Source organism: Paenibacillus sp. 7516 (assembly GCF_002272715.1).
GTDB classification, from domain to species: Bacteria; Bacillota; Bacilli; order Paenibacillales; family Paenibacillaceae; genus Paenibacillus; species Paenibacillus illinoisensis_A.
In genome coordinates, this window is record NZ_NPBI01000004.1 from 150,973 (window position 1) to 166,817 (window position 15,845).

Consider the following 15,845-nt stretch of genomic DNA (forward strand, 5'->3'; position numbering starts at 1 on the left):
TCAGTCAGCCAAATTGAAAGGGGGAGACTTTATCATGTTGAAATCAAAATTTAAAACAGCAGGTTTAGCCGTACTTCTGATAGCTCTGTTAGCTGGGTGTAGCCAGAACAATTCATCCTCAGTGCCCACAAGTGATGACGAGAACAGTCCAGTCACGTTCTCATATTACTTGTTCTCTTCGGGTAAGAAGGATACCTTGGCAAGTGAAACAACGATTGGTAAAGCATTGCAAGATCAGACGGGAGTGGACTGGAAGTTGGAGTATCTAGTCGGCGACAGTGCCACGAAAGCTGGTGTCATGATTGCCAGTGGAGACTATCCTGATGTTATTAGCTCCAGTGGTGAGATGTCCAAGCTGCTGGATGCCGGGGCCTATATTCCGCTGGATGATCTGATTGAGGAATACGGTCCTAATATCAAAAGGGTATACGGACCATACTTCGACAAAATGAGAAATGCAGAAGATGGAAAAATCTATGCACTGCCCTACACTGCCAATCAGGGTGAGTATTCCGGTAGTCCAAATATAGGCGGAGGGGCCTTCTGGATTCAGCGCTCTGTGCTCAAGGAGTTTAACTATCCCAAGATTACTACGCTGGATGAATACTTTGAACTGATCGAGAAATACAAGGACAAGCATCCAACTGTGGATGGTGCAGAGACGATTGGATTTGTCTCACTTGCAGGGGTGGTCAATAACTTCTTCACCTTGCAAAACCCAGCGATGCATCTCGCCGGATACCCGAACGATGGAAGTGTCATGGTGGATATGAATACCCATGAAGCAAAAGTAGTTGCAGGAACAGATGCTCAGAAAAGATGGATTCAGAAGCTAAATGAAATCAATGCTAAAGGTATGCTTGATCCTGAATCCTTTACGATGAACAAAGACCAGTATTTGGCCAAGCTGACCTCGGGTCGTGTTCTCGGGTACTTCAATTATGGCTGGCAGATTGGAGACGCGTCCAAAAACCTGCTCTCGGCAGGCATTGATGAGAAACGTTATGCAGCGCTTCCGATTGTGTTTGATGAAGGAATTAAGGATCAGTATATAGATCCGCCTGGATTCGTCAACAACTACGCCACAGGCATAACGGTCAACGCCAAAGACCCTGTTCGTATCATTAAATATTTTGATAATTTGCTCAAGGAAGAGAATCAGATTCTGGTCCAATGGGGAATCAAGGACGAGACGTACAGTATCGATGAAAAGGGAAGATTTTATTTTGCGAATGAGGATCAACGCAAAGCCCATGATGATTTGGAATTGAGCCGCAAATTCGGGTTCACTTATTTTGGCTCAGACTGGCCGCGTTATGGAGGGGAATCTACACTTTCCGATGGTAACGCGTATAGCCCCGGCAACCAGCCGGAAGTAGCCTCTGCCTCGTACACTGAGGGGGATAAGAAGTTTCTTGAGGCTTACAACATCCAAACCTTTAGTGAATTATTTAACAAGCCGGAAGAGCGTCCATGGTTCCCCGCATGGTCCATCGCGCTCGAGCAAGGTTCACCTGAACAGATTTTTACTACCAAATCGGATGATTTGCAGCGCAAGTATTTGCCGGAAATGATCTTGGGAACACCATCGAATTTTGATAAGGTGTGGGATGCCTACATGGCTGAACTGAACAAATTGGACAAAGCAGGCTATGAAAAAACCATTACCCAAGTCGTTCAGGATCGTGTCGCTGGAAAATGGTAATACGAACGCTTTAATACAAACGGTTACATGCATAGGGGAAGACGGACGCTCAGAAAATCATTCTTCTCCTCGCATGAATAACAGCATAGGAAAGGAGCAGGTTCACGTGGAGAAACCTAATGTCTCTCTTAATTCGCTGCCTCCAGCCTTGAAGCCAAAGGGGAGTAAAACAAACTCGTTCTTCAAACGGCTTGTGCAGCAACGAACGCTTGCCTGGATGTGTATCCCTTTTGTTGTCTGGGCTTTTATCTTCAAGTACCTGCCGCTATGGGGATGGACGATGGCCTTTCAGAACTTCAAACCGGCGAGATCCTTCTCGGATCAACAGTGGGTAGGCTGGCATCATTTTCGTATATTGTTTGAAGACAACACGTTCTACCGTATTCTGCGAAATACGCTTGTCATGAGTTCTATTAAACTGATATTGGGATTTGTTACAGCGATCACATTGGCTCTATTATTGAATGAACTGAAAAATGTGATTTTTAAACGTTTTGTGCAAACGGTCAGTTATCTGCCTCACTTTATTTCGTGGGTTGTCGCGTCCAGCATCGTATTAACGGTCTTGTCACCAGACGGAATTATCAACCTGCTGCTGATGAAGCTTCACCTGATTGAAAGCCCGGTGCTGTGGATGGGGAAAGGTGAATACTTCTGGGGCATTCTGGGGGCAACCGAGGTGTGGAAGGATGTTGGCTGGAACACCATTATCTATTTGGCAGCGATTACAGCCATTGATCCTGCACAATATGAGGCTGCCGAGATTGATGGAGCAAGCCGTTTCAAGCGGATGTTATATATCACACTACCTGGCTTGAAGCCGGTTATTGTTATTTTGTTAATCATGAACATGGGAAGCATCCTTGAATCGGGTTTTGAACCGCAATATCTGCTGGGCAACGGGATGAATATGGACTATTCGGAGAACTTGGATATCTTTGTACTGAAATATGGTTTGGGAATGGGGAATTTTTCCTTGGGTACCGCAGCAGGCATATTCAAAACCGTCGTCAGCTTTATCTTCCTTTTCTCCGCCAACTATATTGCGAAAAAAATGGGAGAGAGCAGATTATTCTAAGAGGAGGCCTATGCCATGCGTAAAGGAAAACCTTCCCATTTGCGGAATAGCAGCACCGGGGATCGAACGTTCGATACCCTAAATATCATCTTCATGGTGTGTCTGATGATTGTGACGATCTATCCCTTTATTAATATGATAGCCGTGTCCTTTAATGATGCCAACGATGCCATCCGGGGGGGAATATATCTGTGGCCGCGGGTATGGACGCTGGACAATTACAAATACATTTTTGGCGAATCTGATATCTATCACGCGACTCTGATTTCGGCGCTGCGTACGATTGTTGGAACGGTGGTATCCGTCTTCTGTACAGCAATGCTCGCGTATACGCTCAGTCGTCAGGAGTTTGTACTTCGCAAGTTTGTTACAATGTTTTTTGTATTCACAATGTATTTCAGCGGGGGGTTAATCCCGGGTTATCTGTTGATTCGTGACCTCGGATTAATCGGTTCCTTTTGGGTGTATATCATTCCGGGTGTGATTGGTGTCTTCAATATGATTGTTATCCGGTCCTTTATTGAAGGTCTTCCTGAAGGCATTCTGGAGTCAGCTCGTATTGACGGGGCAGGGGAGTTCATGACATTTATTCGTGTTGTCCTCCCGCTGACGATTCCCGCAATGGCAACGGTATCTCTCTTCGTAGCCGTGGGACAATGGAACTCCTGGTTCGATGTATTCCTGTACAACTCCTCCAATAAAGAACTAAGCACCCTGCAATACGAATTGATGAAGATTCTGCAAACCTCGACGACATCGGCGACTTCATCAGCAAGCAACGCTTATCAGTCTGCCGAGAGCAATGCAACGGCAGTCACGCCTACCTCGATTCGAGCGACTATGACCATTATTGCAAGTGTTCCTATTCTGATGGTGTATCCGTTCTTGCAAAGATACTTCGTACAGGGCATGACGATTGGAGGTGTGAAGGGATAGGGAATCCTGCAAGGTTCAGAAAGTCATTATGACGTTAGCGAAATATTAAGAAAGCAGCTGATCTATATGATCGGCTGCTATTTTTTGACTAAAGGAGTGGTCTCTATCAATCAATCGGCAGCTTCTTACATGACTATTTCACGGATGGAAGCCATCCCGACAAGAGCGCTCCGCCGCGGGTATCGTTGTCGGCCATAAGTTCGCCTCCATGTCGCCGGATGATGCGTTCGGATATAGCCATGCCCAGACCGCTGCCTCCAGTAGAACGGTTACGGGACATCTCGCCTCGAAATAAAGGTTCGAATACCCGCTTCACTTCATTCTCTGCAAATCCTGAACCCGTATCTCGGATCGTAAACCTGACTTGGTCGGGTATGCTGTTACACTCTATGATAACTTTTCCGAAATCAGGCGTGTATCGGACTGCATTATCCAACAAATTGCTGATCGCGCGTTCTAGCAGATGAGCGTCGCCGCGAACAATGCATGCACCTGTTAAATGCAAATTTATTGTGATATTCTTTTGCTGAGCCGAGGGCGCAACACTTTCTACCGATTGCTGTAGAACAGTGTGCAGGTTTACGACTTCTTCGTTAAGCAAAAATTCGCTATAATCCATTTTGGAAAACGTAAATAGATCCTCGACCAAACGGTGCAGCTGTAATGTTTTTTCTTTGCATACGGCGACGTACTTCGCTGTTTTCTCTTTTGATTGGGCTATCCCCAGCTCAAGTCCTTCGAGGTATCCACGCAGTGCAAAGAGCGGGGTTCTAAGATCGTGCGCCACAGCGGCGATGACGAAACGACGTTCCTCTTCGAGGCTCTTTTGTTTCAAGTGAGACGTTTGCAATCCTTGCACCATCTCGTCAAAAGCATCCCGGACATCGGCAATTTCCTTGATGTGTGAAGCAGGAATAGGCACGTTCCAATCCCCAGTAGCAAGCAATCGCACAGACGTACTAAGCCTCTCAAGCGGTTTGATCAAAAAATTCCGCATCGCCATGCTGATGACAAACAAGGCAAGCAAAAATCCGATCAAGATGGAGAACACTTGGAGCTGGTTTGTTTTAGGAATGTAAAGTTCGATTTTTCCTTTTATTTGACCATCTGCGAGCAATGTATATCGTTCGACAGATGAATATCTATTGATATGGTCCGTATTAGTACGATAAATCTCCTGTCCGGCAGCGGAGACTAGGGATACATTCATGTTTGTATCATCCAACAGGCCTTTCAGCTGCACCTGCCATTCGGGTACACTCCAGCGGTCCATGTTCGCTTCAATTTGCCCAATGATCTCATTCTGTTGCATTTGCTGTTCTTCATTCAGCAGTGGAGCTGCGGAAAATCGTAAGGTTCCGGTTTCGATATAATGAGCGGTCAAAAAGAGGAGCCAAGGCAACAGCAGGATGAACAGCAGAAAAAGCAGCATGAGTTTACGAATCCTTAACGTTCTCACGTGAACCTCCTTCGTAGCGATATCCCACGCCCCAAACGTTAACCAGATATTGCGGATTAGCCGGATCGATTTCGATCTTCTCGCGCAGGCGGCTTACATGCACACGAACCGTATGTCTATCGCCAATGCCAGCCCAATACTTGTCCAGCAATTGATCATATGTAAATACTTGCTTGGGGTGCTGGGTAAACAGCAGCAACAATTCATATTCCTTGGGGGTAAACATGACTTTGTTGCCTTCTACGAATACTTCTCTGGATACGAGATTTAATTGCAGATGACCGTTTTCCAGCAAAGATTCTACCGTGGTCTGAGGTGGGGAAGAGGTACGTCTTAATACGGCCTTCACTCTAGCGACAATTTCGCCAGGCGAAGCCGTTTTCACAATGTAGTCATCTCCACCCAGCGAAAGCCCTCTAATTTTATCCACGTCATCACTTTTGGCGCTTAAGAACAAAATCGGTACAGGACTTTCTTTGCGAATCTGGCGGCACAAATCGAAGCCGTTCTGTCCAGGCATCATGATGTCCAGAACGATGCATTGAATGGTACAATGCTGGAGCGCATCCCAGGCCTCAGTAGCGTTGCAGGCCGTGATGACGCGAAATTGTTCGTGTTCCAAAAAGTCTTTTAATAATTCGACAATGCTAAGGTCGTCGTCAACAATAAGCACAGTAATTGAATCGTTCATACGTATCCCACCTTCGAAACCTAGTGTAACATGGTCGTGTTGAAAACGAATGAATGTTTATCATTTTGTGATATTTTGTTGATGGTATTGTGGCGGGTGTGCTCCTTCTTTCGAGAGGTTTTGTTGGTATCCTTTTCAAAGGAACAGGGAGACATCCCTGCATCAAGATCGAAATCAAAGGGAGGACATATTTATGCTGCATGTTCAAATTGTGTTGTTTGATGGTTTTGATCTCTTGGATGCAATTGCGCCTTATGAAGTGTTTATTGCGGCATCGATGTATGCCGAAGAAGCCCTGAGGGTAGAATTAGTCACCGCGGAAGGGCCACGGCACGTCACAAGTGGCATCCAAGAGCTGGAGATCGAGGCGACTGGAAAACTGGATCCTGAATGTGGGGGCCTGATCATTGTGCCAGGCGCATCCGGTAAAGTCTCCGGAGAGGGGCCTGCTTCAATTCCAATTATTCTGAACCGTGCTGCTGGTACAGAAATTGCTGTACAAATTAGACAAGCATTGGAACGAGAAGACGTTCTCGTTGCTACGGTGTGTGGCGGTTCGCTTCTGCTTGCCATGGCAGGTTTGCTTGAAGGCAGACATGCAGTTACGCATCATATGGGCATGGGAGTTTTGGGCGCTACCGGAGCATTTCCTATTCAGGCACGCATTGTGGATGACGGCAATTTGGTGAGTGCAGGTGGTGTGACTTCTGGGCTTGATGTTGCGTTATACTTAGTGGAACGTACACTAGGCCCTCGCATTGCACATGCCGTGGAACAGCTATTTGAATTTGAGCGGCGGGGAACGGTATGGAAAGCAGAAGGGGTGGTGCGGGCGGATGACATGGACGCGACAGGAAAAGAAGAGGGAATAGAATTTGCACCGGTTGCCATAGGTGAGGTGTGTGCCTCTGCGCCTCTTTACGAAGGGAAATGGGAAGTCATCATCTCAACACCAATTGGAAAACTTGAAACTAGGTTTGTGATTCATACAGATAACGACAGCATTCGGGGCACAGCTACGCAAGATGGTGAGACTGTGGAATTCATTCATCCCAGGGTTCAGGGTGATAAGCTAGTGTGGGATCTTCGGGTGAGCAAACCGATGAAGTTACAGCTCCATTTTGAGGTAATCGTACAAGGGGATGTGATGACTGGAACTGCCAAGGCTGGCTTCTTGCCAGCATCGAAACTGAGAGGGCATCGCTTAGTTTGATTGAGCTTCCATGTAACGATAGATGATATTAGAAATGGAAAGGTTCATTTATGAGAAAAACAAACATGGCCTACCGCATTATGGTCGGTGTCAGCATCATTTTCATTCTGTATTCGCTAGTTAGACATTACGTATTCGATCCGGAAGCAACCGCATTTCTCAGTCACAAAACCGGGTTGAAGCGTGAATTGAATCTTCCGGTATGGCTTAAAATCATGTACATTCATGTTGCATTTGCATGTTTAGCGATGGCAGCAGGATTAGTCAATTTTTCACGCTTCATACTGGAGAAACACCGGAAAATTCATCGGATCAACGGGTATGTCTATGTCGTTTCTGTGATGATGGTTGTGTTGACATCCGGCTACATGGCTCCATATTCCACAGGCGGCAAGATCAATAGCATCGCATTTAACATAATCAACATCATTTGGCCACTCATGACAGTTATGGCGATTGTGCAGATTAAAAAGAAACGAATCGTAAAACACCGGAATTACATGATCCGAAGTTATGCTTTCTGTTTTACGAATATGTTGATTCACCTGATCACGTTTATGTTCAATGAAGGCTTCGGCTTGGCCTATGCGAGTAGTTATACATATGGTTTGTATAGCAGCCTCGTTCTGTTATTGATCTTTCCGGACATAATTATCCGGTATCTGACTAAGACTGAAAAAAACAAAACTATCGGAATTTATTTTTCGTAGTCGCCTTCCGCGTTAGCAGGCCGGCAGAAATCGAGCGGTTCGATATTGATATTGAGATCCTTTCTTGGGTTCTTGAAAATCTAGTCCATTATAACAATAGCGTAATAAAACAAAGGAGCAGCCGATCAATGTGATGGGCTGTTTTGTTATGCTAAAGCGCAGGTTAGTTCAAGAAAAATTACAATTCATAAATTTTGTTGAATAGTGTAAGAAAAAAAAGAGGTAACCAGTATTCATCTCGTATTTATGGTTTCTATTCTAATAAATCTATATATTTCATCAGTTCTTCGATGCCTTTAAATTGAAGAAAAAGTTGTTCATTTAGATTTTCCAATGCGAGTTGAAGAGATCGTTCAATTTGAACATAGGAGTGTGAATCCAGATCATGTAAAAGCTTCTTCATATTTTCAATATAATAAACAGTTTTTCTTAAACTGCTAATGACTAATATTTTGCGTAGTTCAAGTATTGTGAATAACCTATAACCGTTGTTTTTGTTTCTTTCTGAATGAATTAACCCTTCGTTTTCCCAATGCCGTATAGCTGAAGTATTTACGCCTGCTATCTCTGCGACCTCTCCAATACTCATCAGTTCCTTTAATTTAAACTTTTTAAATTGTGTAAAATCAGTAGTTTGAATCATAGTGAGTACTTCTTCCACTCTTTGCTTCTCGACTTGTATATGAAATAGTTGTTCATTAACTAACCAAAAAGCTGTATCAAATCTTTTTTTCTTAATCGTTCTCATTACTTTATAGACCCTAGGAATTTCATATCCTTTTAACAACGTTCTAATAACATTAAAAGCTTGGAAATGGACCGATGTATAGATACGGTGATTACTTATCGTTCTTGGTACCTCTGGGATCAGATCTTGTTCTTCATATCTTCTCAAGGTTGTGGTGCTGATATTTAAAATTTCAGCTATCTGCTTGGGGGTGTATTTATCCATTTTTAATACTCCTTAATTAAAGTAAAAGCTTCAAGTGCTTCAATAAGTATATTTTATTTGAACTCCTATCACTAAAGGGATATTAATCATAAAACCGAAAGATTGCATGAACGTTATATGATAGTAGTATAAACAAGCCAGGAGGAGTTAATATGGAGAAAATCATAAAACTTATGGATGAAACAGAAATAAAAGTTGGTTTAGTTGGAAATCCGAATCATAAGACAATCATGTTACCAATAGCAAAGGAATCTGTTTATGGGCAAGAAGCCGAAAACTTAAAGTTGTGGGGAATGGATCCTGAGCTTGGAAAACACTTTGTTGAAGGACTGGTAGACGAGTTTCAAGTTTTATATTTTGACTATGAAGGACATCGATTGCAAAACACGAATCCAGAAAATCTTACACCTAATAACATTGTAAATGATTTGATGTTGATTGCTGATCAAATGAACATAAATACGTTCAGCTATTATGGTTACTCGTGGTTGGCTTTAGTTGGCTTACAATTAGCCATTAGAACAAATCAATTAGACAGTTTAATTATGGGTGGTTTTCCACCATTGGATGGTCCATATAAAGAAATGATGGTAGTTACCAATATGACGTACCAACAGGCTTTGGAGAATCAGAGCTCTCCAGTTATCGATGAACAACAAAACATTGAAAGTCCAGAAGAGATCGATTGGGATACAATAAAGGTGAAGATTGACACAAATCAAACCAAACAATTTGTAACGATGTATAAAAATTTAATGAATTTTAATGATCGAAACATTCAACATCAATTGTCTATTCCAAAACTGACGTTTGCAGGTGAACAAGATACCATTGTTTATGGAGAAAACTTTGGGAGTGTCACAGTTGATATTGTAGGTATACTAGAAAAAACTAAAGAAGAATTGCAACACTGGGGATGGGATGTAGAAATAATAAAGGGAAATGAGATAAATCACACCAAAGCAATGCAACCAATAATAGTTCTGCCATTGATAAAGGCTTGGTTGATTAAAACATTAAAATAAAAACTAATTATGCAAATTTTGAATGAACTAACAGGAACCTTTAGTTAACTAACCCTCGACCTAAAACATTACATCTAACGACTTTTTATCGTAACGTAACGTATGAGGTTGTCGAGGGACAAGAACTTGTACCGATTGCGCCAATTTGATGGTACTTTCCATGATCTATATGTTTTAAAAAATTCAAATTGACATATCGCAAATGATCGATATAATAAATGTTATGAATCCAATTGAAGTATTTAAAGCTATTTCGAATGAATCCAGGTTACAGATCTTACAGTGGCTCAAAGAACCATACGTGCATTTCAAACCTCATGAAGGAGTTGATATGAAGGAAGTAGGGGTTTGTGTAAGTCAAATAACCGACAAGCTGAACATGACACAGTCAACGGCTTCTCAATATCTTACGATATTGCAGCGGGCAGGGTTGATTACAACAAAACGGATAGGCAAATTTACGTATTATCAGAGAGACGAGGAAGCCATAAAGCAGTTAGCTCGTTTTATGATGAATGATATGTAAGTCATTACTGAGTTCTTATCAAGAATTCAGTTTTTCTCCGCCTATCATATCGACAAATCGTTATATGTTTATTTGTCGTTCTACATATCTACATTTCGCAATATGTTATTTCGTATACTTTATTAAAGGAGTTGTATTATATATGTCATCGAGTTTGAAAGTCTATATTTTAGCTATCGTTAGTTTTTTGGTTGGGACTTCTGAGTATATTTTATCTGGCATTTTAGATAAGGTAGCTGGGTCTTTTGATGTCTCACTGGCTGCAGCTGGTCAGTTAATCACCATTTTTTCTCTGGTCTATGCTGTATTCACTCCAATTCTAATGGCGGTAACCGCAAGTATGGACAGACGAAAATTAATCATTATTGGCCTGGGCATATTTGTGATTTCTAATATCCTCGCATTTACGCTACCAGGATATGGACTGTTTGTAGTTTCTCGTATCATTATGGCGATTGGTGCAGGAATTGTTGTGGTCACTGCTTTAAATATTGCAGCTAAAATTGCACCTGCAGGCAAACAAGCAAGTGCTATTGCCACAGTGGTCATGGGTTTCACGGCCTCATTAATCGTTGGTGTACCTCTTGGACGAATCACAGCCGACACTCTTGGTTGGAAATCGGTGTTTGGGGGGATTGCACTTTTGGGGATTATCGCAATGATTATTCTTGCTTTCGCAATTCCGCGTATTAAGGGGGACGCGCCCATTCCGCTTAGGCAGCAGTTAAGTTTATTGAAAAAGCCTAAAGTTGCATTGGGATTATCGATTACCTTCTTTTGGCTTGGAGGTTACTCCATCGCTTATACGTATCTCTCTCCCTATTTGCTTGAAGTATCGGGACTAGGTGATAAATATCTCAGCGGCGCATTGCTTATATTTGGTATAGCCAGCATGATTGGCTCCAAAATCGGCGGCTTCAGTACGGACCGATGGGGCGTTCATCGAACATTATCCGGTGGATTGGCACTCCACATTGTCATGCTGATTCTGTTGTCCGTTGTGACCCATACATTACTTGGTGTAATGATCGTACTTTTGTTGTGGTCCTTCTCAGCATGGTCATCCGGTCCAACGCAGCAATATCATTTAACGACAATTGAACCTGAAGCATCGGGAGTTATGCTTGGTCTTAATCAGTCCATGATGCAGCTTGCTATGGCAGCAGGTGCTGGTGTAGGAGGGATAGCTATTGAAACGATCTCTCTCACGTCGATTACATGGATTGGTGCTGCAGGGATTGCGATTGCCATATTTGCATTGGTCATCCTAAATAAAATGAATAGCGTTACAAAAGTTAATTCCAGTATCAACTATAAGTGAATTATAGGAGCGCTCTCCTGGAGAGTGCTCTTTTTGCTTTTACCCTATTATATTAATGTGCGATTTTTATTTTATAATGGGAGTGTTTAATTATTATGTTGGGTTAGATACGATGTTCAAAAAATAGTTAATTATATTATTCAATGTGAGCATTCACTATAAGCTGCATGGAAACCTATTAATTATAAAAGCTGCAGGAGATCCAAGGATCCACTGCAGCTTTCTTAAATAGAGGATGGTTAGTTTAACAGTTAGATTAGTCTTTTAAAACTACTTAGTTTTTATGAAAATAAGGCATGCCACAAGAATGAGACAATTTTATTCTTTTCGTCAAAACGCTCAGCATTGATATTCGGATCTTGAACTGGTGTTCGTACCAAGGATAGTTTTGGTTTTGAGGTTTGGGTGCCCATGAGATGTCGAGGGACAAGAATATGGTCCCATTGAAGTCGCTATTTAGCGGCTTTTTTATTTTATCTGTACAAGTTCTTGTCCCAACCCAAGGACAAGAACTTGTACAGAATACCGGAATAAGCCTCTTTAGTTTGGAGCAATCTGTTTCAGATTCAGACCTCTAGCGATAATATTTTTTCAGTTAATAAATTGTTAAAAAAGGAAACTTTTCAACTAAAAGGGGCGTTTTTTATAGTGTAAGAAAAATGACTTTGGATGAATGAGAAAGGAGGGCTGCATGAAGATTGGCACAGATAGGAGCTTTTGATTTTTCAATTCAATTTCGATGAAATGAGGAGGAAGGTTTTACAATGAAGCATAAAAAATCGATGATATTCTCTGTATTTGCATTAATATTTACACTAAGTTTCGTGTCACAAGCGTATGCTGCTTCTAGAGATTTGCCGTCATATCCAATTGCAAAGCAAGAGAAAGATGAATGGTGCTGGGCCGCAGTAAGTTCAAGTGTACTCAAGTTCATGGCTAAAAAAAATGTGTATCAATGCGATTTTGTAAAGACAGTGAAGTCAACCAGTTCGTGTGCAAATGTATCGGCATCCACGGTAGAAGCACAAAGTGGAATGCATGACTACGGGGTATCTTCCAATTATTACTCTGGAAATCTTGATGTTGCCCAAGTTAAAAGTCAAATTGATGGTGGGCGCCCTGTCTATGTTAGCTGGAAATGGAATAGTCCTACAGCTCTTATAGGTCATGCGGTTGCTATTTATGGATATAGCAATACACCAACATATACTTATTATATGCATTATCTTGATCCTTGGGATGGAGTGAAAACTTCAATGGAGTATTCAAAATTTAACGGTGGTACAGGAGCGGATAGAACATGGAGATGGGGACTTAAAGACTTTTGGCATTATCAATAAGGATTAGATTGGGAGGACTATAATAATGAAACATATGAGAATGTTCATAACGATATGGATTGGTCTGATGATCAGTTACATGATTGCTCCAAGTATTCATGCGAGCAGCACTGTCCCCGAAGATGTTCAGATTTATGCTAAGGGGCAAGGGTTGGAAGAGTTTAAATCATTAGTTTTAGATGACCCTGCAGGATACGGTTATGCGAATGAAGAGGAAGTTAAGGCTGTAACTTTGGGCCCGGGTTTTGAAGTACACCTATTGGATTCTGACAAATTTAATCATGTATCTGACAGTCTGATTGAGGTATCTAAGCCGACAGGGCAGTATGACTTTATTGTGCAATCCAAAGGCGTTGGCAAATCATTTCTCAGCATCGAACGATTTGAAGGTGAGTTTAGGGTGGTTCTTGCAGGAGGAGACGCATCCAGGTTGGATCAATCATTAAATACAATGACGAAGTCCTTATCCACTGACATAGATACTCTAAATCCGGTGTTGATTAAAGATGGAAACATCCGTTATCTGGTCGCTAAAGTCGATGGGAAAGAAGTGAATCTACCAGACGTACCTGCAGAGAAGAAATCACTCATGGGAGGTATGGACAACAATCAATTATGGGATTCTGCCAAGACGATTAATTTCCTCAAAGAGGTACAGTCCCAAGGAGCCGATCCGAATATGGATGGAGCTGGGGGTTACCCGGCAATCGAATCTCATACGTCGAAAAACAATTACACGGGCATAGCGATAACAAGTTTGGTTATAGCGCTTGTAGGCTCAGCAGCTGTGTATATTTGGGCAAGAAAAAAACAAAAAATGAAGTAACCCATTAAGTAGGCAAGCTTAAAAAGTTGAATTTTGAAACCGTTGATCTTGAAGAGATTGACGGTTTTTTTGTAATGAAAAAATGAAGTGATTTTTATTGTTGGATTCTACGGAGACGAGATTCCTAATCCGCTTGTCCCCTTCGGTGTTGAACACTCGGGTGGTATTATCTTGGCTGTTGCAGGCTTCGCCATCGATTCGTTCGAAGCGAGCATCATGAACTCACAAGTTATGGTTCGTTAGCGGAATGATGTGGATTATCTGAGAATCGACCACTAAACCATTTCCATTTTAATCCAAGGGTAGTAAAATCGGTTGTACCACCACTAGTAGGAATGCTGGTGCAGATGGGGATTGGAGAAGGCAAGTATAGAAAGGAGGCGCTTAGTTATTCATGTTTCAAAGTCCTTATATTTTAGCCTTGTTGATGATGTGTCTGCTGTCAGGCTTGACTGCTTGTTCTGATCCAGAGCCATCGGAAGATAAGGAGGCTTTGACAAAGGCTGACTTCAAGAAGCAGATACATAGCCTTAATATCGAAGAACCGTCATGGAAGCTGGATACCACCCCAGTGAATCTAACGTGGTTCGTTGGAGCAGAATGGTACGGGCACACTTGGGGTGAGAGCCTGATTTCCAAATATGTCACCCAAAAAACAGGGGTCAATATCGAATTTGAAGCAGCGACTGGTGAACCAAGCGAGATGTTATCACGGATGTTGGCGACCGGTAGTCTGCCGGATTTGATAACCATCGGCTCCTGGGAGAGTGCGGTTAACAAACTTCGGGAGAGTAATCTCATCTATGCCCTGGATGAGTTAGCCAACCAGTATGATCCTTACTTTTACAAGGTAGCAGGTGATGGTGCTCTGCAATGGTATCGGCAGGAAGACGGCCATACCTATGTTATTCCCAATGATGCGTACAGTCCTGAACAGATGCGTGCAACAGGCCTCACGGGAGCGAACCAAACCTTTCTCGTACGTAAAGATCTGTATGAGTCGATGGGCAAACCGGACCTTAGCACACCGAAAGGTTTTCTAAATGCTCTGCAATTGCTGAAGAATCAATATTCGGTTTATAAAGGTCAGCTGATCAGTCCATTTTGGGCACAGGGGAATGCATCCTACGGGATGACCGAATTTTTGCAAAATCTGCTTGCGATCCCCCATGAGCAGAACGGTAAAGTATACGACCGAATGACAGATCCCGATTATATCGAGTGGCTGAAAACATTTCGTACCGCTTACGAGCAGGGCCTGATTAATGTTGATTTTCTGGTCGACTCCAGTGCACAGGTGCAGGAAAAAACCAACCATGCCCAATATTTTATGATGATCCGGGAATGGACAGACATATCGGACCTCAATTCGAAATTGGAAGACCTTACGAACCAGAGTTCATACTATATCGCTGTAGATGGACCCCGGAACAGCAGGGGAGAACCCGCCAAACTGTTCCCCGGCAGCATGGACGGCTGGATGGTTACGATGATTAGCAGATCCACGAAAAACCCTGAACGGGCCATCCGATTTTTGACCTATCTGGCCAGCGAAGAAGGCCAACGGGATTTATTTTTGGGCAAAGAAGGTGAAACCTGGGCGATGGAGAACGGCAAACCGCAGTTAACGGCAGCAATGGTGCAGTTGCATGATACGGATCGGGAGCGGCTGGAAAAGGAATATGGCATAATGGATACCTACTGGATGCTGCGAAACCCTGCTTTCGTTAACCCGTGGAGACCAGAGCATACCCCATCCATTAAGCAAATGGAGGAGTTCGCCAACCAACAGGCCGATCTGGACAGCGGCATCTATAAGGGACTAAATCCTGTAGGTGATTCCGATATAGCGCTAGCCTGGTCACGTATTTCGCAGAATTGGGAAGAAGTGCTGCCAGAACTGATTACAGCGAAGGATGAAGCTGCCTTTGACAAAATTTTTGAAAATTTTCTGATACGTCGTGTGAACTACGGCTTTAACCAGGTGATGGAATATCGCCAGGCTGAACTGGAGCTGCGGAAAGCCAAGTTAGCCAGATAACATTTCCTAATACATTGTTACA

At 42.7% G+C, this 15,845-nt stretch carries 15 protein-coding genes; 12 read left to right on the plus strand and 3 right to left on the minus strand.

Features of this window, described 5'->3' with window-relative positions:
* Nucleotides 1–34 precede the first annotated feature (34 nt).
* The 3 genes from CHI14_RS02860 (at nt 35) to CHI14_RS02870 (ending at nt 3,719) form a co-directional block, all read left to right on the plus strand.
* Nucleotides 35–1,705, plus strand: coding sequence for an ABC transporter substrate-binding protein (locus CHI14_RS02860; RefSeq protein WP_095286919.1), 1,671 nt, complete (start codon nt 35–37; stop codon nt 1,703–1,705).
* A 73-nt stretch (nt 1,706–1,778) separates the two neighbouring features.
* The gene (locus CHI14_RS02865; RefSeq protein WP_249280980.1) at nt 1,779–2,783 is read left to right on the plus strand and encodes an ABC transporter permease; all 1,005 of its coding nucleotides are present in this window, start codon (nt 1,779–1,781) and stop codon (nt 2,781–2,783) included.
* A 15-nt stretch (nt 2,784–2,798) separates the two neighbouring features.
* Complete coding sequence (locus CHI14_RS02870) at nt 2,799–3,719, plus strand: carbohydrate ABC transporter permease (protein WP_095286920.1); 921 nt, start codon at nt 2,799–2,801, stop codon at nt 3,717–3,719.
* A 133-nt stretch (nt 3,720–3,852) separates the two neighbouring features.
* Here the strand turns inward: CHI14_RS02870 and CHI14_RS02875 are convergent, their stop codons facing one another.
* Both CHI14_RS02875 and CHI14_RS02880 read right to left on the minus strand, forming a co-directional pair.
* Nucleotides 3,853–5,178 (minus strand): sensor histidine kinase, encoded by a 1,326-nt coding sequence (locus CHI14_RS02875; RefSeq protein ID WP_095286921.1) that lies wholly within the window; start codon nt 5,176–5,178, stop codon nt 3,853–3,855.
* Nucleotides 5,156–5,869 carry a response regulator transcription factor gene (locus CHI14_RS02880; RefSeq protein WP_095286922.1) on the minus strand — a complete coding sequence of 238 codons (714 nt, stop codon included), beginning with the start codon at nt 5,867–5,869 and terminating at the stop codon, nt 5,156–5,158. Before CHI14_RS02880 ends, CHI14_RS02875 begins: the two co-directional genes overlap by 23 nt.
* Nucleotides 5,870–6,062: 193 nt before the next feature.
* Between CHI14_RS02880 and CHI14_RS02885 the strand changes: the two genes are divergently transcribed.
* Nucleotides 6,063–7,082 carry a DJ-1/PfpI family protein gene (locus CHI14_RS02885; RefSeq protein WP_095286923.1) on the plus strand — a complete coding sequence of 340 codons (1,020 nt, stop codon included), beginning with the start codon at nt 6,063–6,065 and terminating at the stop codon, nt 7,080–7,082.
* Between the two features lie 50 nt (nt 7,083–7,132).
* Nucleotides 7,133–7,792 (plus strand): DUF2306 domain-containing protein, encoded by a 660-nt coding sequence (locus CHI14_RS02890; protein ID WP_095286924.1) that lies wholly within the window; start codon nt 7,133–7,135, stop codon nt 7,790–7,792.
* Nucleotides 7,793–8,045: 253 nt separating this feature from the next.
* Here the strand turns inward: CHI14_RS02890 and CHI14_RS02895 are convergent, their stop codons facing one another.
* Nucleotides 8,046–8,744: a MerR family DNA-binding transcriptional regulator gene (locus tag CHI14_RS02895; protein ID WP_095286925.1), complete on the minus strand. Its 699-nt coding sequence runs from the start codon at nt 8,742–8,744 to the stop codon at nt 8,046–8,048.
* Nucleotides 8,745–8,896: 152 nt separating this feature from the next.
* Between CHI14_RS02895 and CHI14_RS02900 the strand changes: the two genes are divergently transcribed.
* The 7 genes from CHI14_RS02900 (at nt 8,897) to CHI14_RS02925 (ending at nt 15,823) form a co-directional block, all read left to right on the plus strand.
* Entirely contained in the window at nt 8,897–9,769 is an 873-nt protein-coding gene (locus tag CHI14_RS02900; RefSeq protein WP_095286926.1) for an alpha/beta hydrolase family protein, read from the plus strand.
* Nucleotides 9,770–9,992: 223 nt separating this feature from the next.
* Complete coding sequence (locus CHI14_RS02905; protein WP_095286981.1) at nt 9,993–10,295, plus strand: ArsR/SmtB family transcription factor; 303 nt, start codon at nt 9,993–9,995, stop codon at nt 10,293–10,295.
* A gap of 142 nt (nt 10,296–10,437) precedes the next feature.
* Nucleotides 10,438–11,616: an MFS transporter gene (locus CHI14_RS02910; protein WP_095286927.1), complete on the plus strand. Its 1,179-nt coding sequence runs from the start codon at nt 10,438–10,440 to the stop codon at nt 11,614–11,616.
* A gap of 764 nt (nt 11,617–12,380) precedes the next feature.
* Nucleotides 12,381–12,956, plus strand: a complete 576-nt coding sequence (locus tag CHI14_RS02915; RefSeq protein WP_095286928.1) for a papain-like cysteine protease family protein — start codon at nt 12,381–12,383, stop codon at nt 12,954–12,956.
* A gap of 25 nt (nt 12,957–12,981) precedes the next feature.
* Nucleotides 12,982–13,782 (plus strand): hypothetical protein, encoded by an 801-nt coding sequence (locus tag CHI14_RS02920; protein WP_095286929.1) that lies wholly within the window; start codon nt 12,982–12,984, stop codon nt 13,780–13,782.
* Nucleotides 13,783–13,869: 87 nt separating this feature from the next.
* Nucleotides 13,870–14,025, plus strand: a complete 156-nt coding sequence (locus CHI14_RS29850; RefSeq protein WP_170947998.1) for a hypothetical protein — start codon at nt 13,870–13,872, stop codon at nt 14,023–14,025.
* 151 nt (nt 14,026–14,176) lie between these two features.
* Nucleotides 14,177–15,823, plus strand: a complete 1,647-nt coding sequence (locus CHI14_RS02925; protein WP_095286930.1) for an extracellular solute-binding protein — start codon at nt 14,177–14,179, stop codon at nt 15,821–15,823.
* The last annotated feature ends 22 nt before the right edge of the window (nt 15,824–15,845 follow it).